Below are 24,159 nucleotides of genomic sequence, written 5' to 3'. Positions count from 1 at the left end.
TTCGTTAACTATAAATGGGGAGAACCAACTGGAATCATATAATTGTGATCTTTTTTTCATTTCTTTCCTCTTCCTTTCAATCTATTGACAGGCTTTATATTTACAAGATTGAAACCACGCAATACAAACATGCAGTTATGTTTTTTGTTATGTTGTGCAACAATATAAACATAATTCCTGCCAGCGAACAATTTATGAAATAAACCTGTAAGAATTGTCAATTGAATATGCTTTTGAAAACTCTGATGTACTCAAAGCCTTTATCAGACTGGAACGCTTTTTTGAACTCAAAATACAATCACCAGCTGAAAATATGTGCTCAATTACAGGATTCTTCAACAACGAAAATGCAATGGAACATACCTTGCAAGCTCTGGAAATAACAAAGAACAGAGGACTTGATGGTATAGGAGTTTGTACTGAGAACGAACTTTACCGTGCAGAAAATGTCAATTCTCTTGAACTTGACTCCGGTATATCAGAAAATAATGTATTCGGACATCGGCTTCACTCGATGGTTAACTTCGTGCTTCAACCAATTGTCTATAAAGGAAAGATCGTTGCGAACTGCGAGATATACAATTGGAAAGAACTTGCAGAAAAATACAGTATCGAAGCAGAGAACGACACGGATCTACTGATAAAGCTCATCGAGAAACAGTTATTTGATGCAGAGAATAACTCCTGCTCCCCAGCTGACGTAATGCAGACTATTGACAGGATATTGCGTGAGGTTATAGGAGTATATGCACTTGCATACTGGCTGAATGACATTGTCTATACTGCAAGAGATATCGTAGGTCTCAAACCACTCTGGTATAGCCTCTACGATGGCTTTTCCTTTGCATCTGAAAAGAAAGCACTTGCAATATCCGGATTTACAGATATAAAGGAACTCAATCCCAGGGAAATCTTTGCCTACAACATCAAAACCGGCAGCATAGAAAAGTATAACCGGGAGTTCTTTTCCATAACACCCCTGCATGAAGGCAGCATCACAGAAGTTGAAGAACATATGAGAGAACTACTGGAAAATGCTGTGTCTATACGTATGCCTGATGAGAAATTCGGCATTCTCTTTTCCGGCGGTCTGGACTCTACCATCATTGCATGCATGTGTAAGATAATGGGCAAAAAACCAGGAATTGATTTTACCTGTTACACCGCAGGTCTCTCCGAAGTGCAGCTTCCTCCTGATGTGGAATACTCCAGGATGATGGCAGAAAAACTTGGACTTGACCTGAAGGTCAAAAGCATAGGACTGGATGAGGTGGAGACTTACCTCAAAGATGTGGTTCCTCTTGTTGAAGATACAAATGTACCAAAAGTTGGAGTGGCACTGACAATGTACGCAGCATGTGTTGCTGCAAAGGAAGATGGCATCAGGGTAATGTTCTCCGGATCAGGAGCTGATGAAGTATTCGCCGGCTATGATCGCCACAAGCGTTCCACCGACATAAGCAGGGATTGCTATGCCGATGTACTGAAGATATACGAGAAGAACACCTATCGTGATGATGTTGTTTCCATGAACAACAATATAGAGCTGCGGGTTCCTTATCTTGACAAGAGTTTCGTGGACTATTGTCTAAAGATACCTCCTGAGTACAAGATCAACAAAGAGCAGAATAAAATCATTTTACGTCTGCTTGCCGATGAGCTTGGAATTCCTGCTCAGGTTAGCCAGCGTAAAAAACAGGCAGCTCAATATGGAAGCCGATTCGACAAAGCTATTGGCAAACTTGCAAAGAAAGCAGGATGCAAGACAAAGACCGAATACCTGAAACAATTCTACGACCAGCCAAACCTCAAGTTAGGCGTGCTTTTCAGTTCAGGCAAGGATAGCAACTATGCTATGCACATAATGCAGCAACAGAACTATTCCATCGAGTGTCTTATCACCATCAAGAGCCAGAACCTTGATTCATATATGTTCCACACCCCGAACATAGATCTTGCACGCCTTCAGGCAGAAGCCATGGGAATACCGCTTATTGAAGAAATGACAAAGGGTGAGAAGGAAAAAGAACTCGATGATATGAAGAACGCCATCATCCGTGCAAATGATGAGTTCGGCATCGAAGGCGTGGTCACCGGAGCCCTCTATTCAAATTACCAGCGTGAGAGGATAGAAAGGGTTTGCGACGAACTCGGGCTAAAGGTATTCTCACCCCTGTGGCACATCGACCAGGAGAAAGAGATGCATCAACTTTTAGACATTGGGTTCGAGTTCATCTTCAGCAGTGTGGCTGCATACGGCCTTGACAAAAGCTGGGTCGGAAGAATAATAGGAGAAAAGGACATCGAAAAACTTGTCAAGCTCAATGAGAAGATAGGACTCAATGTCGCTGGCGAAGGCGGTGAGTTCGAAAGTTTTGTAACGGACGGACCGATGTATCACAAAAAAATAGAAATAAGGGAAATGGAAGTCATCGAGAGGGATGAGTATACTGCAAAAGTGGTTATTAGTAATGCTGTGCTTGTGGATAAAGAGTGATACAACATTCATCCACATACATTATTTTGCTCTGCACGATTATGTTCTTTCTATCTTTTTAAAAAATGAATCATATTTAGGGTGCCCGATATTGATTACAACTAAATTGCGAATGCATCTTGTGATACCTGTATAAATTAGCTCTTCATGATTATCTATAGCTGGATTCTTTTCAATGATTAAGAATAGAGTAGAAATTTCCAATCCCTTAAAACTATGAATTGTAGACAATTTCATTGTTCCTGAATTCATCCAAAAATGAAGCTTCTTGCTTTTTTCAATACGTTCTAATTTATCGTTATTCACTGATTCTGAAACTTCTTTTGTTACACACATCATTTCTGTTTTTTCATTTGTATCACTTCGGATTACAAAATCTAAATCAATTAGTGTTTGTTTTTTCGATGAAAGTATGCAAATATCATTAGGCTGGATGTTTAGTTTAGTTGATATCGCATATACCTTCTTATGGACTTGTGACAAAGAATCTGGACCATCTGCTAAGAAGTAATATTCAAAGTATGGTTTTTCATGTCCAAAATCTGCTATAGTCTTTTGTTTGATTACTTTGATATTGTCAAAATCATATTTTTCAGAGAAGAAATACTTTTGGTATTTTATTGCTATATCTGCGATTCTAGTTGTTAATCTAAACGATTCATTCAGCTCTTTCCACCTTCCTATTACATTTGTTTTAGGCTTTCTATCGGATTCCATATCTCTTTCATAAATATTTTGTTTTTCATCCCCAAATAGTACAAATTCCCCTCCATCAGCTAAAAAATACTTTTTTATAATTCGTAACCATTCTATTTTATAATCCTGAACTTCATCAATGAAAATAGCATCATACTTTACTATTTCATCTTTTACATCTTCATAAAAGAGTTCGTTTTCAAATGATTTGCGTTTCAAACCATGATTATTTGCTTCTGCTTTGAAAAATTGATGATAGTTCACGATATGAAAATACTTCCAGTCATATTCTTCTCTGACATCACTTATTTTGTCATGAATATAATTTATTAATGTAATATTGTAAGTCAAGAGTAATACATGGTTTTTTGTTCTTTTGTGTGCACTAACAGCCCTTCTTGCCATTACTAACGTTTTCCCAGAACCTACAACCCCTTTTATCTTTTGTTCACCTGGCTGGCTAACAGTAAGATTCTTTTGTCTTTTTGTGAAAATAATAGGTATTCCGTCTTCAATTGTATGCAATGAAGGCTGAAGATACCGCTTAAAACTTTTGTAAAGCTCATTAGTAAAGTCATTAGACTCTCTGTAGAGGCCTTTCTCAAATAATATTTCCTTAAAATTAGTAGTGGTTAAAGAGTCCGCAACAATTAATTCAATATTCTTTCTCGCAGCTGTTGCTCTTTTTTGTTTTTCAAATTCAACTATATCCTCTTTTTTTGCCTTGTGAAAATATACTGCGCACGAAATTAGCAAATCTAACTTTGGATTTTCAATTTTTAACTCAAGCAATCCTTTGATATGAAGATTGAATAAATTTTTTTTATAGAAATATACTTGATCTAAAGGAGACTTATTTTTTATGAAATGGGAGTTTTTGTAAATTGAATTTTTTAGATTCCAATCTTTTACTTCTATAATCATTGCTCCTGATTTTTCTTTCATCAAAACAATATCTGGCCTATCTCCATTTAAATACGGTTGAAAATAAACTTCAAAATCATCTTCTAAGTTATCTTTCAAAAAGGTTAATAAAAACAGTTCTCCCTCTGTTGGAGGAACCTTTAATCGGTTAATATTTTCTAAAGAAGGATATAGATTTGCCATCGTCAAACACTCCCCACGCTGTTCTAAAATCCATACATTAACACACTAAAAAGTAAAGATACAAATACTTCTTATATGCCCTTTTCTTAAGTAAATGGATACTTTTTTATCTCAGCGTTCTTCTCGTCATCCAGCTATCCCACGTAGCTAACATGAAACTATGTATATGAATTTAAATACCCATGATATAAATTCATTCCCAGATGGGTGAATCTATCTACCATTAAAAAATAGAGATTAAGGAAATTGAAGTATCGAAACAAAAAAGTAACCAATTAGACTGCACCAGCCATGAGGTAATGGTAAACAAGGAGTGATGTGTGTCTCACATCTCCCTGTTATCTATAACCCTCTTACTCTTCTTTTCACTGCGAGGCAATGCTCCAATCGGAACACATTCCACATCAACACTGACACCTATGAAATCGTGGAATGCCTTGTTCATCTGCTTTGATTTTACCTTATTGACCTCAGGATCATCCACATTCTCTATCTCGACCCTGAAAAGCATGGTATCCCTTCCGCAATCCCTCTCAAGAATTATCTGATATTCACTGCTCACGCCTTCAACACGATGAATAACATCCTCTATTTGCCCAGGATAGACATTCACACCTTTGATCTTGATGCGGTCATCAGTACGTCCGAGCAGGCGGTCTATGCGTGGGAAAGGACATCCACACTTGCAGGGTTCAGGGAATATGCGTGTCAAGTCCCTTGTCCTGTAACGTATGAGAGGAGCACCTTCTTTTGTCAATGTGGTAATTACAAGTTCACCGAGGGTTCCATCAGGTAAGGGTTCCCCTGTCACCGGATCTATAATCTCAAAGAGCAGGTGGTCAGACCAGTAATGAAGACCGTCATGCAGTGAACAGTCAAGTGCAATACCAGGACCATATATCTCGGTCAGACCAAAGATATCATAGGTATCTATTCCCAGTTCATCCTCAATACGTGCCCGCATCTTAGGACTCCAGCGTTCTGAACCTATTATGCCGACCTTCAGCTTTATTTTGTCTTTAAGCCCTCTTTTAGTAATTTCTTCCGCAAGCAGGAGAGCGTAGGATGAAGTACTTGCAAGAGCAGTTGATCTAAGGTCAAGCATCATCTGGAGCTGCTTCTCGGTATTACCCGGACCCATGGGAACAGCCATAGACCCCAGAAGTTCTGCACCTGCCTGAAATCCGATGCCTGCAGTCCATAAACCGTAACCAGGAGTAATCTGTATCCTGTCAGTATTTGTAAGCCCTGCCAGTTTATAGCAGCGCATCATCATATCAGCCCAGACTTCTACATCTCCCTTAGTATAGGGAATAATTACCGGGCTTCCTGTTGTACCTGAAGATGAATGTATCCTCACTATCTCCTCATCAGGAACTGCCTGAAGTCCCAATGGATAAGCATCCCTGAGTTCTTCTTTAGTAGTTAAGGGTAGTTTGCTAATATCCTCAAGTGTCTTTATTTTACTAATATCCACACCTGATTCAGCAAACTTTTTCTGATAGAACGGACTGCCTTTTGTCACTCTTTTCAAAAGGTCCATGAAACTGGCAGTTCTCTTTTCCACAGATATGTCATAATCACAGAGATTCCTGTCCTCTGCAGTATTACCTACATTCCCTGCAAACTTCTGGCCGTTGTTATCCTGACAATTACACATTCATTTCACCCTATGATCATTGGTCCTTAGCAGTTTCCTTGCCAGTCTTCCCTGAAACACTTTCAATAGCCATGTCAAATACCCTTCGATTAACATCCCTGTACTTTTCCGGAATCATTTTTTCGAGCACACCCCAGAGATATTCCTGGGAGAATGGCAAAAGCCCTGCACCTGCTGCCGCTGCTATCATGGCAACGTTAGCAGCTTTATAAGTGCCTGCATCTTTTGCAAGTTTAGTGAAATCAGCAGTAATTGTTCCGGGACAACTGTCCTTCAGAAATTCCAGTATTTTCTCCGGGTTGTATTCACCACAACCCTGTGTCGAAGGCATTATGGCATATTCATTGACAACCATATTACCATCCTTCCCAAGAAAAATGAGATTTCTTGCAGCTTCAGCCGGTTCAAGACCTATAAGCAGGTCTGCCTTTCCCTGAGGGATCAGTGAACCGCATACGTCATCACCTATTCTTACATGACTGGTTACAGACCCTTCCCTCTGTGCCATTCCTATGGTTTCGGCTGTGGCTACGTGAAAACCTGCATCCATGGCAGCCGTTGCAAGTAACCGGGAAGCCAGCACAACACCCTGACCTCCTACACCTGCAATGAGAATATCGAACTTCATTGTGAGACCTCTTTCGGGACAATAGCATCAGACGGACATATCTGTGCACACAGACCACAACCACTACAGGTATCCTGAATAACAGGAAGTCCTGAAGACATTGAGAATATGGCAGGACAGCCAAACTGATTAATGCACAAATTACAACCGATACATTTGTCTTCGTCCACAATATACTGCCCTGTTCCTTTGCATATGGCAACACATCTGCCTTTGAATACCACAGCAGAAGGACCTTCGAATTGCATTGCCTCCCCAGCTATGTCTATGCATTTATCAAGATCGTCAGCTTCAATGGTCTTTACCATCCTGACTCCGCAACTTTTAAGGACTTCCGCAATATCGATTATTTGTGCAGGGGAGCCCATGGCAGTTACACCTATACCGGGATGAGGCTGATGTCCTGTCATTGCAGTTGTATGATTATCGAGGACTGCAATTGTTATGTCTGCACTGTTATAAACAGCACTAACAACAGCAGCAATTCCAGAGTGGAAGAATGTGGAATCACCTATGAAAGCCACCTGTTTTGCTTCCTGACCACTGCTGAATTCCTGAGTGTGAGAAAGACCTGCAGCAATACTTATACCGGCACCCATACAAAGACATGTGTTTACCATATTAAGAGGACGTGCGTTTCCAAGAGTGTAACATCCTATGTCACCTGAAAATACGGAATCAATGCCTGTTTGCGATCTCAGTTTAGCGGCAGCTTTCTTGAACGCATAGAACACTGTCCTGTGCATACAACCGGCACATAAAGTAGGAGCTCTAATGGGAAGAGGTGGAATATCTTCTGCTTTTACGGCTGCACCAGAATGAGACAGACAGCAGGATTCACTGCCTATTTTATCAAGTGCATGATTGATCCCTTCTATAGCAACATCAACATCATATTCGCCACTGACAGGGAAAGAACCGCTTTTCTTTCCATGAATATTGATATCCAGATGATACTTGCCTGCTATTTGCAGGAACTGTTCTTCCATATACGGGTCCAGTTCCTCAACAACTATTAGATCAGTGATATCTTTCATGAACTCATATGCTGCTTTTTCAGGGAAAGGATAAGCAGTACCGGCCTTGAAAAGGGAAAATATTCCCTGGCAATCCTTTATCGCTTCTCTGGCATAAAGACTGGAAACGCCGGAAGCTGCGATTCCTATATTGCTGCTTCCTTTTGATACTGAATTAAAAGAATTATGATTGAAATATTCTGAAAAATTATCTGACATCCTGATCTGAAGTTCTTCCAGCAGAGGGTGTCTCTGAGTTATAAGTTTGGGAAATATTGTCCACCTTGTATCTTTTGTAAATCCCTCTATGTCCCTTGAAACGGGATTAATTTCCTCAATAAGCACATCTGCACACCCATGGGAAACCCTGGTGGTTGTCCTCAGTATCACAGGAGTTTCCATCGCATGTGACAACTCAAAAGCCAGTTTTGTCATATCATAGGCTTCCTGCGGTGTTGAAGGATCAAATACAGGAATATTGGAAAAGTGACCGAATGCCCTTGTATCCTGTTCGGTCTGGGATGAATGGGGACCCGGATCATCAGAAACTAGAATGACAAGCGAACCTTTAACTCCCAGATATGAAAGACTCATAAGAGGATCGGACGCCACGTTAAGACCAACCTGCTTCATGGTTACAATGGCGTTTGCACCTGAATATGCAGCACCGACCGCAGTTTCGAGTGCAACTTTTTCATTGGTTGCCCACTCTGCATAAATACCATATTCTTTTGCATGCGAAATGATGGTTTCCATGACCTCACTGGAAGGTGTACCGGGATAACCACTTGCTATCTGAACACCGGCTTTTATGGCCCCGAAAGCGATGGCTTCGTTGCCCATTAATATACGTTTACTGGTCAATGTCATTCCTCTTGAATGGATATTATAACAAAAAATGAAATTATACAGCAGATTCACATCCGGAATATGAAACATTGCATATATTCATACATTGATGCAGACCTATGCACTTATTTGATGAAATATAAATGTTTTGTCACTGGTTTTTCAGTCATACAAAAATCAGCTCTGTAAAAATCCTTAATATTCAGACGAGAATGAAAACTAATGATTTTTCAAAATGCACTGTCCGATATTAAAGACATTTGTCAACTTTTCCTGATTGATAATTGATTTTATTCAGTTTTCTACAAAACAACGATTTTTTTAAAAACCAGTAACTTTAGCAAGCACCTGTATATTCGTCCGAACACGGAATATGCACATGATTAATAAACAGGATTCAGGGGATACGATCGGAAGGTGGGCGGTTCTCTAAGTGTAATTTGCATTACATGAAGTGGAAGAAAGGGAAGAAGTCGTCTACTATAGGGACTCATGTAAAAAAAAAGGGGTGAGGGGGTACGGGGGAGAGGGGATGAAGTCGTCTACTATAGATGATTCTGTGGAAAAATACTGGAATCAATAAAAATAAATTAGATTCAAGCTATTAGCGTATAACCTTGGCAAGTATGTCAAGGTTATATTTATTGTTCAAATAAGGATTTCTACAGAGCCAAAAAGTAATCAAATACTGGTTTAAAAAGCTCTTTTGACCAATAAATGATACAAGACCTTGAAAATGAAATCAAACAAAAAGCTTTTCAAATAGTATTGTATATTATCGAGCATTATAGTATAAATATATCCTTTTGAGAAGAAAGTCACAATTGATATTGACCTATAGCAGTCTAAAAACAATCATTGATAAAAACGAAACCATGGAAAAAGGGAGAAGATCATAATGCCCTTACCTTATATCTATCTGATTATCTCGATCGTGATCATGCTAGCCACCACATTCTATTTCATATTGAGGCGCGAAAATGCTTAATCAGATCCTTCTGGTATTATACGTGATAGGTATCCTTTTACTTTCCCTAAAACTCAAGCAGGGAACCTTTTCAGGATTTGCTGTATCAGGCCGCAATGTGATGCATCCTGCAGTAATAGGAATTGCATATATGGCTGCATATTTCAGCGCTGCGTCTTTTCTTGGGGGCGGAGGCTATGGACTTATTGCCGGCCTTCCATGGTCATCTGGGGAGTTTTCTTTCACGTAGCATTTGCCTGTATTGCATTTATCATTGCACCTAAGATATGGCTGTTCTCACAGAAATACGATGCCAAGACCGTCCCACAACTACTGGAACGCAGATACGACTCACAGGAAGGTAAGATCCTGCTTGCAGTAATTATGCTGCTGATGTATACAGTATATCTAGTTGCCATCTTCAAAGGCTGTGCTAACCTTTTCCAGGACCTGCTGGGAGTGACATACGTTCAGGGCCTCCTCATAGCCGTTGCCATCGTAGCTCTCTACTATGTAATAGGAGGACTACCTGCGATCATCTGGATAAGTTTCCTGCAGGGACTCATCATGCTTGTTGGTGCAGTGATGCTCTACACAGGACTTATTTCAAGTGGTGGTGGAATGGCCATCTGGTATAGGATTCCCGCTGACATATTGAGCATGGAAGGAGCAACAGTTCCATGGCAAAAAAGCTTCGGAATAGCATTCTCCATAAGTTTTGGACTTCTTGCACTGCCTGACCTGCTCATAATGTTGTTCTCTGCCAAAGACAGGAGAGTAGTGCGCTTTGCAGGTCTCTATGGACCAATATCCATCACCATTTACGCTCTATGTATATTCTCTCTGGGAGTTTTGGCTCATGGAGTTTTCAGCTCAGAGCAGCTAGCCCCGTTCATGGCAAATCCGGATGGACTTATACCATTTTTAGCAACATCATTGCTGCCATGTCAACAATGAGTGCCATTGTACTGGTCACAACCACCGCTCTTACTTCAGACATCCTGAAGTACCTACGTCCAGCCACTTCCGATGATAAAGTGCTTGTTATGACAAGGATAGTAGGAGTGATCATCATTATAGTATCGGCATTCTTTGCTATAGATGTGCCACAACTGATAGTACCTCTGGTTTCCGTAAGTATGGGTGTGATCGCATGCTGTGTATTCATACCGCTTATTTTTGGACTTTACTGGGACCGTGGAACTGCAACCGGATTTGTCGCCAGCCTTGTGGCAAGTTTCGGCTCCGTGGTGCTATGGCAACTCTTTGGAAATCCCCTCATCCACCTGTATTCATCGGTTTGATCTGTGGTACCGTGGCGTATCTGGAAGGAAGCCTGTCAAGTCCAAAAACAGTACCAACCATGGATGATAATTAAAAATAAACTGTGTGGAGTACTACTCCACCATCTCTTTTTTTAGCTATTGATGGAATCACTTATAAGATTACAAAAACAGTTTTAAGTCTTTAAATCTTTAAAATTATAAGGTGTTCCGATTTGAAGAATGTAATAAACAAAAGTTTCGAGATACAGGACTACATGCTTGATGGCACACATATCAACGGTTTCTGGATGAATCTCATAGACAGGGAAAAACTGACCACGGAAGTTGTGTATTCTCCTGGCAAAGGCTCGGTTTTCGATTCAGAGGATACGAAAAGACTTGTCACTGAGATTACAGATAAATGCGACGGCTTCAAGGCACAACTTCCTGAAAATATAAACTGTGAAGTCGTCTTCAAAGATTTTGACAATCTGAAATATTCGGCAAATGATAATGAGCTTCAATTCGATACAAAAGAACTGGATGAGATCAGAGTTGTTTATCGGTTCTGTGTTGGAGATCATATCTGACACTTGATATGTTCTTAAAAAAAGAATTAAAAGGGCGAGATTGCCCTTTCTTATTCAGATTTTTCTTTTCTGCTCACAATGAAAGCAAGTGAAGCAAAAACAATTCCTGCAAGAGCAGTGAAGCTCGGAATGCCAGTTGATCCTTCTTCCTCGATTAGCTCTGCTGTTTCTTCAAGCATAGATGCTGACGCAGAGACATAAACACTAAAACAAAAAGATGACAGGACAAATGCCCTGTCATCACTCATCCTTCTTTTTATAGAAATATACTGCAACAGACACTACTACCAGAATCAGAATGGCTATTAAGACCATTGTACCGTATCCCTTTTCAGCAGGCTCTGGCTCCGGTTTTTCTTCAACTACAGGAACCTGTTCAGGAGTTTCTGCTATCTCCTCTTCCACAACTGCAATCGTATCTCCGACGATACTGAAGGGAGAGAATCCGCTTGTTTCGACGACAAAGGAAAGATACTCCTCATCCTCACCTGTCTTGCTAGTGGGCAGAGCATGCCAGTCCTCATCATAATAGTGCATCATCCGGATGGTTGCAGGATCGATGTTGTTCTCAGTAACCCACGATTTTTCTACCTTGAAATGTATCTGGGTGTTCTCAACGTTATCAGAACTTGCAAATCCGGATTTCCCAACCCAGATGTTCACCTGCTTGTATATCTCACCTGGACAATCCTTTGTTGCAAAGGATGATCTGCCTTTGAGAACCTCAACAGTAGCCTGTACCCTGCCTGAGTTCTTCAGGGAGTCAAACTGAACTGAAACTACAGGACTGTCCTGCACATCGAATTCATAAATGACATGTGAATTCTTGTTAACAAAAGCTGTTTCCACTGCTTTTGTAACAATGTTCTCATATGCTTCACCGGTGCTACCTCCGCCACCGCCTCCACTGCTTGAAGAGCCAGATGAACCGGAACTGCCTGAACTTGGTGCTGTTGTCACAGTGATGGTCATATTACTGCTGACATTGCTTCCTGCAAGGTTGCTTGCATTAAGGTTTACGTTGTAGGTTCCTATGGCACTGAAACTATGAGTAGGGCTCTGGGAAGTGGAATTCTCTCCGTCACCAAAGTCCCAGAACCACGATGTTGGGCTATTGCTGGAATTATCGGTGAACACCACACTAAGCGGAGAATATCCTGATTCAGTGCTTGCAGTGAAGTTTGCAACCGGCACATCTGTAACTGTAATGTAAGACAATTGTGTGCTCACATTGCTTCCACCAGCATTACTTGCATTCAGGCTGACGTTGTAGGTGCCTGCACTTGAGTATGTATATGTAGGACTCTGATCTGTTGAATTCGTTCCGTCACCAAAGTCCCAGAACCATGAGGTTGGGGAATTTGTTGAGCTATCGGTAAAGTTCACAGAGAGCGGAATTGCACCGGAGGTCACGTTGGATGTGAAGTTGGCAACCGGCATACCAGAAACAGTAATGTAAGACAACTGTGTGCTCACATTGCTTCCGCCAACGTTGCTTGCATTCAGACTGACGTTATAGGTGCCTGCACTTGAGTATTCATGTATCGGATTCTGCGAAGTTGAATTCGTTCCGTCTCCGAAGTCCCAGAACCAAGAGGTAGGGGAATTTGTTGAGCTATCGGTAAAGTTCACGAAAAACGGAACATTACCTGATGTTACATTGGAACTGAAGTTTGCAACTGGAGCAACGGCAGTGGTGACATAGGCAGCTCTTATCACATTGTCATATCCACCAGGATTATATGCCTGCAATGTTACCTGATAGGTACCTGCATCAGTGTATGTGTGTATTGCATTTTGTTCGGTGGAACCGGCTGTAGATAAGCGCCAGGTGTCATTGTAGCGAGTACTTGCATCATAGTAGCCACCCATGAGTACCATACTACCATCTGGTAACACGACATTGCTGTGATAGGATCTTTCAGGCCAGTCTGCACTTGCATTTATAAGAGTCCATGTTGACCCATTATCTGTTGATCTCCAGATATCGTTCAGATTAGTGGTATCGTCTGTACCACCCATAAGCACAATACTGCTGTCTGGAAGAACAAGCATACTGTGGCTTCTCCTCTGGGACCAGCCGGAACTTGAGTTTAGCTCGGTCCAGGTACTACCATTATCTGTTGACCTCCAGGTGTCGTTCAGATGATTACCGCTGCCAAGGGAGCCCCCTGTCAGCACAATGCTGCCATCATAAAGAACGGCACTTTGGTGGGTATTTCTTGCTGACCAGCCAGAGCTTGAGTTTATCTCAGTCCAAGTGGTACCGCCGTCTGTAGACCTCCAGGTGTCGTTTACCTTGATAAGGCCCATACCCCCCATTATTACAATGCTGTCATCGGGAAGTACAACGCTACTATGCCAATATCTTCCACCCAATCCTGAATCAGAGTTTAGCTCGGTCCAGGTAGCACCCTTATCCGTTGACTTCCAGGTGTCTCTAAAACGATTGCTACCGTCATATCCTCCCGTCAACACAATGCTGCCGTCGGAAAGCACAACAGTGCTGTGAGCTTTTCTTGCTTCCCAGCCAGAACTGGCATTCATGAGAGTCCAGGTACTACCATTATCTGTTGATCTCCAGGTATCGTTCAGAGCATTGCTACCGTCGCTTGTACCACCCATCACTACAATGCTGCCGTCTGGAAGAACAACACTGCTATGCGAAGATCTTTCACTCCACCCTGAACTTGAGTTTAGCTCAGTCCAGGCACCGGAAAGGTCCTCATCACCGAAGTACCATGCCCAGCCGACAGGATTGTTCGTGGACAGGTCGGTAAAGGCTACAGGAAGTGAAAATGAACCGGAACTTACATTGGATGTGAAGTTGGCAACCGGTACATCAGCAACTGTAATGTAGGACAATTGAGTGCTAACATTGCTTCCGACGCTGTTGCTTGCATTCAGACTGACATTGTAAGTGCCTACACTTGTGTATTCATGAGTCGGATTCTGTAAAATTGAATTTGATCCGTCACCGAAATCCCAGAACCAGTCGGTAGGGGAATTTGTGGAAGAATCTGTGAAAACGACTGAAAGCGGAGAAGTACCTGAAGTCACATTGGCACTGAAGCTGGCCACCGGAGTGACTATAGATGCAGTGATGTAAGACAACTGCGTGCTCACATTGCTGCCACCGACGTTCGTTGCATTCAGACTGACGGTGTAGGTTCCGGCACTTGAATATGTATGTGTCGGATTCTGTGTTGATGAATTAGTTCCATCTCCAAAATCCCAGAACCAGTCGGTAGGGGAATTTGTTGAGGAATCGGTGAAACCTACGGAAAGTGGGGATGCACCGGAAGTTACGTTTGCAGTGAAATTAGCAACCGGGGCAATAGCAGTAGTAATATAAGATAACTGGGTGCTGATGTTGCTGCCACCTGCATTTGTTGCATTCAGACTGACATTGTAGGTTCCGGCACTTGAATATTCATGAGTTGGATTTTGAATTGTTGAATTTGCCCCATCACCAAAGTCCCAGAACCATGTGCTTGGGGAATTGGTCGAAGAATCCGTGAAACCTACAGAAAGCGGGACTGCACCGGAAGTTACGTTTGCGCTGAAATTGGCTACCGGAATCGGAATCCACTGCGCATAAAGTATCACATTACTGCTACCCATACTAAAAGTAGCACCATCATTATAGCTGGTGCCACTGCCACCAGCCGCTGTATTCCAAGCTGTAAAAGCATATCCGGTTTTCACTAAGCTCCCTGTATTGCCTAAAACCGTCACAGAAGCACCGTTAGAATAAACGTTACCATCTACCGGCACTGTACCTGCTGTATTGGTGTTACCGTTATAAGTTACATTGTAGTAAGTAGGCAATACTGCAGGAGAAAAATCAATATCATCAATGTCAACATCCAGGTCTGCTCCTGTCATCCTAACTTCGTCTATATATTCCCAGTCAGAATTGCCTGCCACATTAAAGGTTGTAAAAGACGCTGTATTAACAGAAGATGAAGCTATCTCTGCATTGTCCCTATATCCTTTTATTGTAACGGTTGTATCTCCTAAACCTGTAGATATCACAAAACTGTTAAGTTTAAATTCCGACCCATCTGAAGTTTTAAAAGTTGCCAATGTAGCTTGATTTACTCCAGAGGAACGATATCCTAAAGCAAGATCCCCACCTAATGCTATGTTCCCGTCATTTACAATATAAATATTCAGTGCACCAGCATCATTAGTAGTATAAGTAACGCCATTTAATGTATAAGATTGTGTACCTGTATCCCCCGCAGGTGCACCGTCGAAATTTTCATCAGAAGCAGCGGCAGAAACGGGACTTAACAATACCATCATCAACACTAACATAATTGCAAGGATGATATATTTCATATTATACCCCCTTGCAAATGTCTTCATAGACTGATATTTTGTTCAAATGTAATGCATCTGCGTATGAAAAAACACAGGATGTCCTGATAAAAGCGTGTATGTGGCTTATCTGTTCAATTGTTTCTATAGCATTCAAAAGAATCCAACTCCCAATATAGAATTCATTTTATAGTGTTTTTTTTATTTGTATTTTCGTATATATTTAATTGAACCTATATAAATGTTCTATTTGAACACAGTAAATTCATGATTCTATGACATAACCAATCCTCTATGAATTACAAAAAAAATCAACCAAGGTGTGTCATGAATAAGTTGCAAAATTGATGACGAAAAACAAAGACCGTATCATCTTCATAAAAGATGATAACAAATAAAAATGGAAAAAGGATAATGAAGTCGTATAGTATACAAGAGCACGCTGTTCTTAATAATCTAATTACTGATCTTCCCACCAAGTACACTTTCCTCAAGCAACACTGAAACATCCTTGATCTTCATTTCCTCATTCTTAGACTTGCAAGCGCCTTCCATGTGATGCACACAGAAAGGACAATACGAAACCATCATGTCAGCTTTATCCTTGTAACCCTTCACCGTCAGCATTGCAATATCGTCTGCAATTTCCGGGAAATTGGGTTTAAGGCCTGCCGGACCTCCACAACATATCTGTTTACCGTCAAAAAGCTCGTTTATCTTCACACCCATACTTTCAAGGATACTGCGTGGAACATCCTTTGATTCTCTCATTGGACATGCATCCCTTACGGCAACGGCTATGTCAAGTTTCTTTGGTTTTAGCATACCATCTGCGATCATTTCCTTGAAAATATTAAGGGAATGCTCAACCTCAAAGTTCAGTTCACGGTAGAGTTTTGGATACTCCTTTCCAAGAATCAGATAACAACCCGGACATGAAGCTATAACTTTCTTAACTCCAAGAGACTCTATATAATCAACAAACTTCTTTGCATGCTCTGCCGCCTGCTCCATATGACCGTTATCGACAAGGAACAGTCCACAGCATTTCTCTTCTTTAAGTATCATTGGTCTGATACCAGCATGATTGAGCAGTCTTATCGTTGATCGTGCGATATCCGGCTGGCTGTATGAGACCCAGCAGCCTGCCATGTAAGCTATCTCAGAACTTTCCGCAATGTCAAGGTCATCGGTTACCCAGTCAAACCTCTTTGAAGGGGCCTTTGCTCCGGGACTGTTGTGCTCAATTATGTTCTGTGAGATAGCAGTGGTCTTTGCAGGTTCCCTGCCCTGCTTTGCCAGCAGTTCTCTCTCATACTGTATTATATCTGTTATTGGAATATTCACCGGACATACGTCATCGCATGCTCCACATCTTGTTGAAAGGTAAATGTTGTCCATTTCATCCTGTGTAAGCTCCTCACCTGTAACTATCTTTGCAAGGGACTCAATCTTTCCTTGCGGAGTGAAACGATTCCCTCCAGTGACCATGTTCACCGGGCAAACATCCCAGCATTTTTTGCAATCAATACAATAACTGATCTCTGCTTCAAACCTATACATTATATCACCCTTTAAAAACAATTAAAACGATTCATTTATCCCAATAATCCTTTTCTCTGTCCACATCCACCAGGGCTTTAAGCTCTTCAGGATACGGATATAGAAACGTGTCTTCGTAAGCATTTTCCCCAAATGAGCAAAATGCAAACAGTCTTAGCATTTCAATTGCGGCATCCCAGCTTATTCTGTTATCGATATAGCGCTTGAGTGTATATTCAAAAAATGAGTTTTCATCCTGACCTACATCTTCAAACATGGAGAACATATTCCGCACGACAGCTAATTTCAGGTCCAATGAGCCGGGTTTCCTCACAACCCTTTTTAGCAGACCTTCATAGTTTATAAATAACTCATTAATTTCACTGCCAGAACCGACCAATTCAGACATTTCTTTGAGAAGCTCATCGTCATAGGACATTAAAAGGAAACGATTATTTTTGTGGAATCTGGTCAGAGCTCTGAGGGATTTCTCAGCTTTCACCTGCCTGAAAGTTGTAAAAGTATACAGTTGTGTCAGGAAATGATGCCTTATGTGAAGATTACGTAGCCTCTCATTTTCTTCCATTGGATTACCGGGATATTTTGCAATTACATATTTTGCAAAAAGGCCTGCCGTTCTTTCAATAACCGGAGACATACTCATTTTAGAGTAGACTTTGACATCATCAAGACCCACACTTGGAGAAAGACCCTTGAATATAAAACCATCAATATCTCCAAGATCACCAAGAAACTTCACAGAAAATGTATTCATCTTTTCTGTAAAATCTTCACCGGTCTTTTGCTGGATAAGTCGATATTTTCCATCCTTTTTAATGATCCTTAAAGGATTCCTGGGAACCCCCATCCCGATATCAACTTCTGGACACACTTTTATAAAATCTACATACGGTATCATATCACGGACTATTTGAGAACGTACCAACTGACCATTATACCGTACGCTGTCAAACTCAAGACATCTACTCACCAGAACTATCGGTCTTGGGAACTGTCTCATGGAAGTAATATTGTACCTGATAGATTATAATCATGCCTTTTTGCCAGTTCCACCAAACTTCCTCTTATTATCAAAGGAAGCAAGTAAAGCCACCATGAAGTCCCAGACCTTCCTGACAGATGGTATGTACAACCTCTCATCAGGAGAATGTGGGTTCTTTATTGTCGGACCAAATGATATCATGTCCATACCATCATATTTCGAGCCGATGACTGCACATTCCAGACCTGCATGTATCACTTCTATTTTTGCATGTTCTGCGAACACATCCAGATATATATCCCTGCATTGCTGTAGCAAAGGAGAAGTCATGTCTGGCTCCCATGGAGGATAACCTGAACCATTGGAACACACTGCCTCATATTCTGCAGAAATTGAACCTACTGTTTTAGTGATTTCTGCAAGACCTGAATCATAAGAACTTCTCTGACTTGATACAACTATAAATTTTCCGTCTTCTATGGCAACTGTTGCAATATTAGTAGAAGTTTCAACAAGAACCGGTGTTGCAGGAGACATTGAAGCAATACCATGTGGCAAATCTGCCAGTAATCCGTAAACCTTAGCAAAAGAAACAGCATCCAGAGCTTTCATTGATGGTTTTTCTTCAGTGTTTCCCAGTGTAATAGACAGAGAAGAATCAAGGTCTGCATACACAGACCTTTCCTTATTCTCGTAATCACCTATTATAGAGAGAATTTCTTCTTTTGATCCCTCTGAAAACGCAATTATTGCCTCAACATACCTTGGAATTGCATTATGTGCTGAACCGCCTGCAATATCCAGAAGCCTTATATCCACTGTATCTGCTATCAACCGTAGGGCCGTTGCAAGCAGTTTTATTGCATTTGCTCTTTTCTCATGAATATCCACTCCTGAATGTCCGCCAGACAGACCATCGACTACCAGATTATAAACCACTGCATCCTCTTGAGATAGTGAATATTCCAATGGCATGGATATTGTTGTATTCAACCCTCCTGCACAACCTACAATAAAAATACCTTCATCTTCAGAATCTACATTCAAAAGTATTCTTCCTGAAATAAAATCCGGTGTCAGAGCGTTGGCTCCCGTGAGACCTGATTCTTCATCAACGGTAAAGAGAAGCTCGAGCGGTGGGTGAGCAATTTCCCTGTCCTCTGCAAGTGCAAGTGCAATAGCAAGTGCTATACCGTTATCTGCACCAAGGGTTGTACCCTGTGCCCTGAGCCAGTCATCTTCAATAACAGGTACTATAGGATCTGTGCTGAAGTCATGTTTGCACTCCCGATCCTTCTCACCCACCATATCCATGTGTCCCTGAATAACAATTGCAGGTAACTTCTTGTATCCTCTGGAACCTGGTATTCCAATTACAATATTATTCACACTATCGAATTTTACGCTGAACCCATGGGACAACGCCCATTCTTTCAGCCACAAGGCTATTTTTTCCTCGTTGCCGGAACATCTGGGTACGCTACTTATCTCCCTGAAAAGGGTAAGGATTCTCTCTGTAGTCTCATCCATTTTCTGCCTGCCAAAATTCTGTATGTTATCAATATAATTCAGTATAATGTATTGTTATCACTTCTCTATAAATTCGCCCATACAACAGAGATAAGAATGAACCTGATAATCAACATTTAAGACAATTGGACTGAAAAGATGATCATATGAATATTTCTGATATACTCAGCGTGACAATAGGAGACATAGTTGAACAGGAAGTAGATGCTATAGTTAATGCGGCCAACAACTCACTGCTTGGCGGAGGAGGCGTTGACGGAGCCATTCATTTTGCTGCAGGTCCTCAGCTTCTTGAGGAATGTCGCACTCTTGGAGGATGTCCCACAGGAGAAGCCAGGATTACAAAAGGATACATGCTTCCTGCAAAGTGGGTGATCCATACAGTAGGACCAATATGGAAAGGCGGAAACCATGGTGAGGAGCAACTCCTGACTGCTGCTTATAAGAGTTCACTTATTCTGGCTGAAGAATATGATATCAAAAGCATTGCTTTTCCAGGAATAAGCATTGGAGCTTACGGGTTTCCAGTTGAAAGAGCAGCAGTACTCGCTGTAAATACGATCGTTGAATACCTAATGGCAGGAAGTGAACTAGAAGACATCCGCCTTATCTGTTTCAATAAAAATGCATATGCATTTTATTCAGATGAAGTTCGAAAACGTAATCTACTTCGATAAATTTATAATAAACCTACCTAGATCAAATACCTCATCATTATGAGAATTAGCACATACATTGATATAGAAATATTTAAATATTTGAAACAAATAGGTACTGTTGTCAGTAAAAAGCTGACACAAAAATTCGGATTCAATATGTCCGTTTGGTTGGTTGGTATTACGGGAAATGGTTGATGGTACCGTAATTATCTAAAAAAAGCCTAACAAATCAGGATTCCCTGATAGCTAAAAACGACAGAAAAGGAAAAAACCTTTAAAAAACGTAATCGGGAATCTTGATATCAGGCTGAAACTTTTTTATTTGCATGTTGTTATGTAAGCTCATTCAGGTTATTTCAGCAACTTTGTTCATAAATCATTTATCCTACAAACATGATATATTGATTCATGAGCCTGCTTATTGTTAAGAATATATCCATGGAAGGACCCGGAATACTACAGGATATTCTAAATGAAAACAACATTGAGCATGAGATTGTGGATCTTGATGCCAGAGAGAGATTTCCTGACCCTGGAAAATATTCTGCCATTATAGTTTTTGGCGGGCATGACAGTGCCAATGATGCAACCGAGAAAATGACAACTGAACTCAAAATGATAAAGCAGGCAATTGATGCAGGCATACCTTATCTTGGCATCTGCCTTGGCATGCAGGCACTTATAAAAGCATGTGGTGGGTCTGTGCATGCAAATGATGTTAAAGAAATAGGATTCAGAGGAGAAGATGAAAGATATTATTCCGTAAACATTTTACAGGAATACATTGAAGACCCGCTGTTTAATGGCCTTGAAAGTACTTTGAAAATATTCCATTTACATGGCGAAACTGTAAAACTAACTAAATATATGCAACTGCTGGCTATAGGAAAATACTGTAGGCATCAAATCGTAAAAGTTAGTGAGAAAGCATATGGGATACAGGGACACTTTGAACTTACACCGGAAATGTTTACGATATGGATAGATAACGATCCCGAACTCATGGAGCTGGACAGGAAAAAGCTGGAAAATGATTTTGAATTGCTGGCAGAGGAATATCATAACATCGGAAGAAAACTTTTCAGTAATTTCCTGAAAATAGCAGAGATTATCTGATATGATATTTTTACTGTTGCTTAGAATTAACTCAAAACTTTTTTGTACCTGTCGGGGAAATACCATTCTATGAAGATCCCACAGTCACTTGAAACAGAACGCCTGAAAATCAGAAGATACAATAAAAAGGATCTTCATGGACTGTATATTTTCTTTAACAACGAGGAAATAACCAGCACTACTGACATGCCACTCCACCGTAGTCTGGAGGATACTAAAATATTCCTTGATGTGCTTATCGAATCATATAGTACGGATGAACCACTTTTTGCAATGGCCATTAGCAGGAAGGATGACGGAAAAATAATAGGCTCATGCGGTTTTGCCGAACTGGAATTCACCCGGGACATGCAAATATATTATGCCCTTGAACCTGATTATAGAGGTAATGGATATGCCACAGAAGCTGTGGAGAAGATAATCGAGTACATGATACTTGTCCTAGATATAGAAAGGATATCTGTTTTTTGTTCTCCGGAAAATACTGCTTCTATAGACCTGGCTAAAAGAGTGGGAATGGAATATCAGGGAGTTTTCAGAAAAAACGAAAAAGATAATGAATATTTCGTGCTGACGCAGGAAACGTACCTTTGCGGAAACTAAAATTTAAATGCCGTCACATCTTTTTTGTTTAGGGGAAATTATGCTTAAATGCGATCTCTGCAAAAATCTACTGATGAACTTATCCCTATAAGAGGAAAGAAAATCTGCAAAGAATGTTCCTCTTATAATGGAAACGAAAATCTTGATACAGAAAACCTGGATTTCGGCGCCTGCATCTAAATGTTTATAGTTTATAGATTTGAGTGTCAAAAACCATTAAAACTATTTGTTGAGAATTCTTGAAGCAATGCGGAATGTTCTCTTCAACTCCATTACAGAGAGATTGAACAATAATATTAAAACTGTATTTAAAAGATTTTATGGATTTAAGACATGCAGGAATTTTATGATCTTTCGTATAGCAGGAAAATTGATATTAACTACAAGTTTGAAGAAATAAAAAATAAATAGAGGGCTTCATTGCCCTCTGTCATGTATTCAAATTCTCTTCGTAGTATTCTGATATTGTCTGAGTGGGTATTTTATTCGATTCAATGTAATTGAGTATTGAAACGAACTCAGCTACCGATATATCAAAGTCACCGGGATTTTCAGTTACGTGATTGAAACCTAGGATTAAAGTGTAATTCCCAGCTATAGCATCGTCAATTTTATCGATGCTTCCATGATATTCGGTTGGGTAACAAGGCAACTCATAGGGCATTTTAAGTGAGTCTACTGGATAGTAACCACTGTTTTGCCATGTTATACTACGGCCGGAATCACGGTAAATTGCTGTAATGTTCATTACATCGGCATTGTACTCACCGTATGGATATGCAGTGTGTCTGGGTGCTGGCATACCGTGAGCTTCAAATGCTTCGTTAACTTTCAGCATTTGATCACTGACATTTGTGGATGGGTCTATAAAGGACGAAAAGGTGTTTGCATTACACTCCATATCAAAACCATCATCATACATTGCTTTTATTTCATCCCATGTCATGCGTGTTTCGTCTTCGCCGACCATGGAAGCAATAATGTAATGAGTTGACGTTATATTACGCTCTTTCAGCTGCGTATAGGCAATGTCATAGTCTGATTGTCTTCCGCCGTTAAATGTTAAAACCACCGTAGTTCCACTTGGTACTTCCACAGGAGTTTCAGGTTCATGAATAGTCAGGGTTTCAGTTGCTTCGTTAGACCAAGCTCCGTCATTGTCCTGAACACTAAATGCAATGTTATGTGTTCCAGCAATAATATCTGAAGTTGAAGTAATGAAACTTGCTTCGGTACTCAATTCGTTACCATCTAGTGTCCAGAGATAAGCTTTTATTGCTCCACCGTCATCAGTTCCGTTTCCTTTAAAGTACACTAAATCACCCTGATTTGCAGGGTTTGGAGTAATCATATCAATGCTTGCTACCGGTGCCACATTTGGATTTTCAAATTTCTCTTTGTAGTATTCTGATATTGTCTGAGTGGGTATGCTTTTCGATTGAATGTAATCGAGTATTGAAACGAACTCAGATATTGACATTTCATAGGTACCACTGCGACTTTCGCTAATTTGATGGAAACCGAGGATTAAAGTGTAATTCCCGGCTATAGCCTTATCGATTTCAGTGATGGTATTATTGAAATCTGTCGGGTAACAGGGCAGTTCATATGGCTTTTTAAGTGATTCTATTGGATAAGAAGCGTTATCCCCCCATGATACAACACGGCCAGAATTACGGTATTGTGAAACTATGGATATTACATCGTCGTTGTACTCGCCGAATGGATATGCAGTATGTTTGGGTGCTGGCAGACCATTAGCTTCAAATGCTTCGTTAACTTTCAACATTTCATCACTGACATTTGTGGATGGATCTATGAGCTCTGGATGAGTGTTTGAATGGCACTCCATATCAAAACCATGTGCATACATTTCTTCCATATCATTCCATGTCATGCGTGTTGAGTCTGCACCTACCATGGAAGCAATAATGTAATGAGTTGACCGCATATTACGCGCTTGCAGCTCTGGATAGACAATATCATAATCAGATTTGAATCCATCATCAAATGTTAAAATCACAGAAACTCCGCTTGGCACTTCCACCGAAGCTTCAACTGTCAGAGTTGTGGTTACTTCATCAGACCAGACTCCTTTATTGTCC

17 protein-coding genes and 1 pseudogene are annotated in these 24,159 nt (G+C 40.6%); 8 read left to right on the top strand and 10 right to left on the bottom strand.

Annotated features, from left to right (window positions below; genetic code table 11):
* Positions 1-214: 214 nt before the first annotated feature.
* Entirely contained in the window at positions 215-2,497 is a 2,283-nt protein-coding gene (locus QZZ23_RS09645) for a diphthine--ammonia ligase (RefSeq protein ID WP_292469409.1), read from the top strand.
* A gap of 39 nt (positions 2,498-2,536) precedes the next feature.
* On the opposite strand, the gene QZZ23_RS09640 is transcribed toward QZZ23_RS09645, so the two are convergent.
* The 4 genes from QZZ23_RS09640 to iorA form a co-directional block, all read right to left on the bottom strand.
* Positions 2,537-4,300 carry a nuclease-related domain-containing DEAD/DEAH box helicase gene (locus tag QZZ23_RS09640; protein WP_292469407.1) on the bottom strand — a complete coding sequence of 588 codons (1,764 nt, stop codon included), beginning with the start codon at positions 4,298-4,300 and terminating at the stop codon, positions 2,537-2,539.
* A gap of 325 nt (positions 4,301-4,625) precedes the next feature.
* Complete coding sequence (locus QZZ23_RS09635; protein ID WP_366931340.1) at positions 4,626-5,867, bottom strand: phenylacetate--CoA ligase; 1,242 nt, start codon at positions 5,865-5,867, stop codon at positions 4,626-4,628.
* A 109-nt stretch (positions 5,868-5,976) separates the two neighbouring features.
* Entirely contained in the window at positions 5,977-6,588 is a 612-nt protein-coding gene (locus tag QZZ23_RS09630; protein WP_292469403.1) for an indolepyruvate oxidoreductase subunit beta, read from the bottom strand.
* On the bottom strand, positions 6,585-8,474 hold the full coding sequence (gene iorA, locus QZZ23_RS09625; protein WP_292469400.1) for an indolepyruvate ferredoxin oxidoreductase subunit alpha: 1,890 nt from the start codon (positions 8,472-8,474) through the stop codon (positions 6,585-6,587). Before iorA ends, QZZ23_RS09630 begins: the two co-directional genes overlap by 4 nt.
* A 959-nt stretch (positions 8,475-9,433) precedes the next feature.
* Here iorA and QZZ23_RS09620 point away from each other — a divergent pair.
* The 3 genes and pseudogenes from QZZ23_RS09620 to QZZ23_RS09610 all read left to right on the top strand — a co-directional run bounded on the left by QZZ23_RS09620 (position 9,434) and on the right by QZZ23_RS09610 (position 11,275).
* Complete coding sequence (locus QZZ23_RS09620; protein WP_292469398.1) at positions 9,434-9,670, top strand: hypothetical protein; 237 nt, start codon at positions 9,434-9,436, stop codon at positions 9,668-9,670.
* Positions 9,640-10,724: pseudogene (locus QZZ23_RS09615) on the top strand (sodium:solute symporter family protein). The gene QZZ23_RS09620 and the pseudogene QZZ23_RS09615 overlap by 31 nt, the downstream one beginning before the upstream one ends.
* A 194-nt stretch (positions 10,725-10,918) precedes the next feature.
* Positions 10,919-11,275, top strand: coding sequence for a hypothetical protein (locus QZZ23_RS09610; RefSeq protein WP_292469395.1), 357 nt, complete (start codon positions 10,919-10,921; stop codon positions 11,273-11,275).
* Between the two features lie 50 nt (positions 11,276-11,325).
* Here the strand turns inward: QZZ23_RS09610 and QZZ23_RS09605 are convergent, their stop codons facing one another.
* The 5 genes from QZZ23_RS09605 to pepD form a co-directional block, all read right to left on the bottom strand.
* Positions 11,326-11,523: a hypothetical protein gene (locus QZZ23_RS09605; RefSeq protein WP_292469393.1), complete on the bottom strand. Its 198-nt coding sequence runs from the start codon at positions 11,521-11,523 to the stop codon at positions 11,326-11,328.
* Positions 11,516-15,622, bottom strand: a complete 4,107-nt coding sequence (locus tag QZZ23_RS09600) for a PKD domain-containing protein (protein ID WP_292469391.1) — start codon at positions 15,620-15,622, stop codon at positions 11,516-11,518. Before QZZ23_RS09600 ends, QZZ23_RS09605 begins: the two co-directional genes overlap by 8 nt.
* A 435-nt stretch (positions 15,623-16,057) precedes the next feature.
* On the bottom strand, positions 16,058-17,164 hold the full coding sequence (locus tag QZZ23_RS09595) for a (Fe-S)-binding protein (protein WP_292469388.1): 1,107 nt from the start codon (positions 17,162-17,164) through the stop codon (positions 16,058-16,060).
* 31 nt (positions 17,165-17,195) lie between these two features.
* The gene (locus QZZ23_RS09590; protein ID WP_292469385.1) at positions 17,196-18,164 is read right to left on the bottom strand and encodes a DUF523 and DUF1722 domain-containing protein; all 969 of its coding nucleotides are present in this window, start codon (positions 18,162-18,164) and stop codon (positions 17,196-17,198) included.
* A gap of 30 nt (positions 18,165-18,194) precedes the next feature.
* Positions 18,195-19,676 carry a beta-Ala-His dipeptidase gene (gene pepD / locus QZZ23_RS09585; protein WP_292469382.1) on the bottom strand — a complete coding sequence of 494 codons (1,482 nt, stop codon included), beginning with the start codon at positions 19,674-19,676 and terminating at the stop codon, positions 18,195-18,197.
* A 146-nt stretch (positions 19,677-19,822) separates the two neighbouring features.
* Here pepD and QZZ23_RS09580 point away from each other — a divergent pair, with 146 nt between their 5' ends.
* From QZZ23_RS09580 to QZZ23_RS09565, 4 genes are all read left to right on the top strand, one after another.
* Positions 19,823-20,353 (top strand): O-acetyl-ADP-ribose deacetylase, encoded by a 531-nt coding sequence (locus QZZ23_RS09580; RefSeq protein WP_292469380.1) that lies wholly within the window; start codon positions 19,823-19,825, stop codon positions 20,351-20,353.
* Positions 20,354-20,743: 390 nt separating this feature from the next.
* Entirely contained in the window at positions 20,744-21,451 is a 708-nt protein-coding gene (locus QZZ23_RS09575) for a type 1 glutamine amidotransferase (protein WP_292469379.1), read from the top strand.
* Positions 21,452-21,520: 69 nt separating this feature from the next.
* A complete protein-coding gene (locus QZZ23_RS09570) occupies positions 21,521-22,054 on the top strand; it encodes a GNAT family N-acetyltransferase (protein ID WP_292469377.1) in 534 nt (177 codons plus the stop codon).
* A 226-nt stretch (positions 22,055-22,280) separates the two neighbouring features.
* Positions 22,281-22,454 carry a transposase gene (locus QZZ23_RS09565; RefSeq protein ID WP_366931338.1) on the top strand — a complete coding sequence of 58 codons (174 nt, stop codon included), beginning with the start codon at positions 22,281-22,283 and terminating at the stop codon, positions 22,452-22,454.
* 30 nt (positions 22,455-22,484) lie between these two features.
* Here the strand turns inward: QZZ23_RS09565 and QZZ23_RS09560 are convergent.
* A partial coding sequence (locus tag QZZ23_RS09560; RefSeq protein WP_292469372.1) for a polysaccharide deacetylase family protein occupies positions 22,485-24,159 on the bottom strand: 1,675 nt, incomplete at its 5' end.

The organism is Methanolobus sp. (genome assembly GCF_016278385.1).
In the GTDB taxonomy this organism is placed as follows: Archaea; Halobacteriota; Methanosarcinia; order Methanosarcinales; family Methanosarcinaceae; genus Methanolobus.
Note: the sequence above shows the minus strand (reverse complement) of the source record. Positions and strands in the feature narration are given on the sequence as shown.

Coding starts and splice junctions, on each gene's coding strand:
- QZZ23_RS09640 (WP_292469407.1), bottom strand. CDS start 4,300: ATGGCAAATCTATATCCTTCTTTAGAAAATATTAACCGATTAAAGGTT.
- QZZ23_RS09630 (WP_292469403.1), bottom strand. CDS start 6,588: ATGAAGTTCGATATTCTCATTGCAGGTGTAGGAGGTCAGGGTGTTGTG.
- iorA (WP_292469400.1), bottom strand. CDS start 8,474: ATGACATTGACCAGTAAACGTATATTAATGGGCAACGAAGCCATCGCT.
- QZZ23_RS09620 (WP_292469398.1), top strand. CDS start 9,434: ATGCTTAATCAGATCCTTCTGGTATTATACGTGATAGGTATCCTTTTA.
- QZZ23_RS09605 (WP_292469393.1), bottom strand. CDS start 11,523: ATGAGTGATGACAGGGCATTTGTCCTGTCATCTTTTTGTTTTAGTGTT.
- QZZ23_RS09600 (WP_292469391.1), bottom strand. CDS start 15,622: ATGAAATATATCATCCTTGCAATTATGTTAGTGTTGATGATGGTATTG.
- QZZ23_RS09595 (WP_292469388.1), bottom strand. CDS start 17,164: ATGTATAGGTTTGAAGCAGAGATCAGTTATTGTATTGATTGCAAAAAA.
- QZZ23_RS09590 (WP_292469385.1), bottom strand. CDS start 18,164: ATGAGACAGTTCCCAAGACCGATAGTTCTGGTGAGTAGATGTCTTGAG.
- pepD (WP_292469382.1), bottom strand. CDS start 19,676: ATGGATGAGACTACAGAGAGAATCCTTACCCTTTTCAGGGAGATAAGT.
- QZZ23_RS09580 (WP_292469380.1), top strand. CDS start 19,823: ATGAATATTTCTGATATACTCAGCGTGACAATAGGAGACATAGTTGAA.
- QZZ23_RS09575 (WP_292469379.1), top strand. CDS start 20,744: ATGAGCCTGCTTATTGTTAAGAATATATCCATGGAAGGACCCGGAATA.
- QZZ23_RS09570 (WP_292469377.1), top strand. CDS start 21,521: ATGAAGATCCCACAGTCACTTGAAACAGAACGCCTGAAAATCAGAAGA.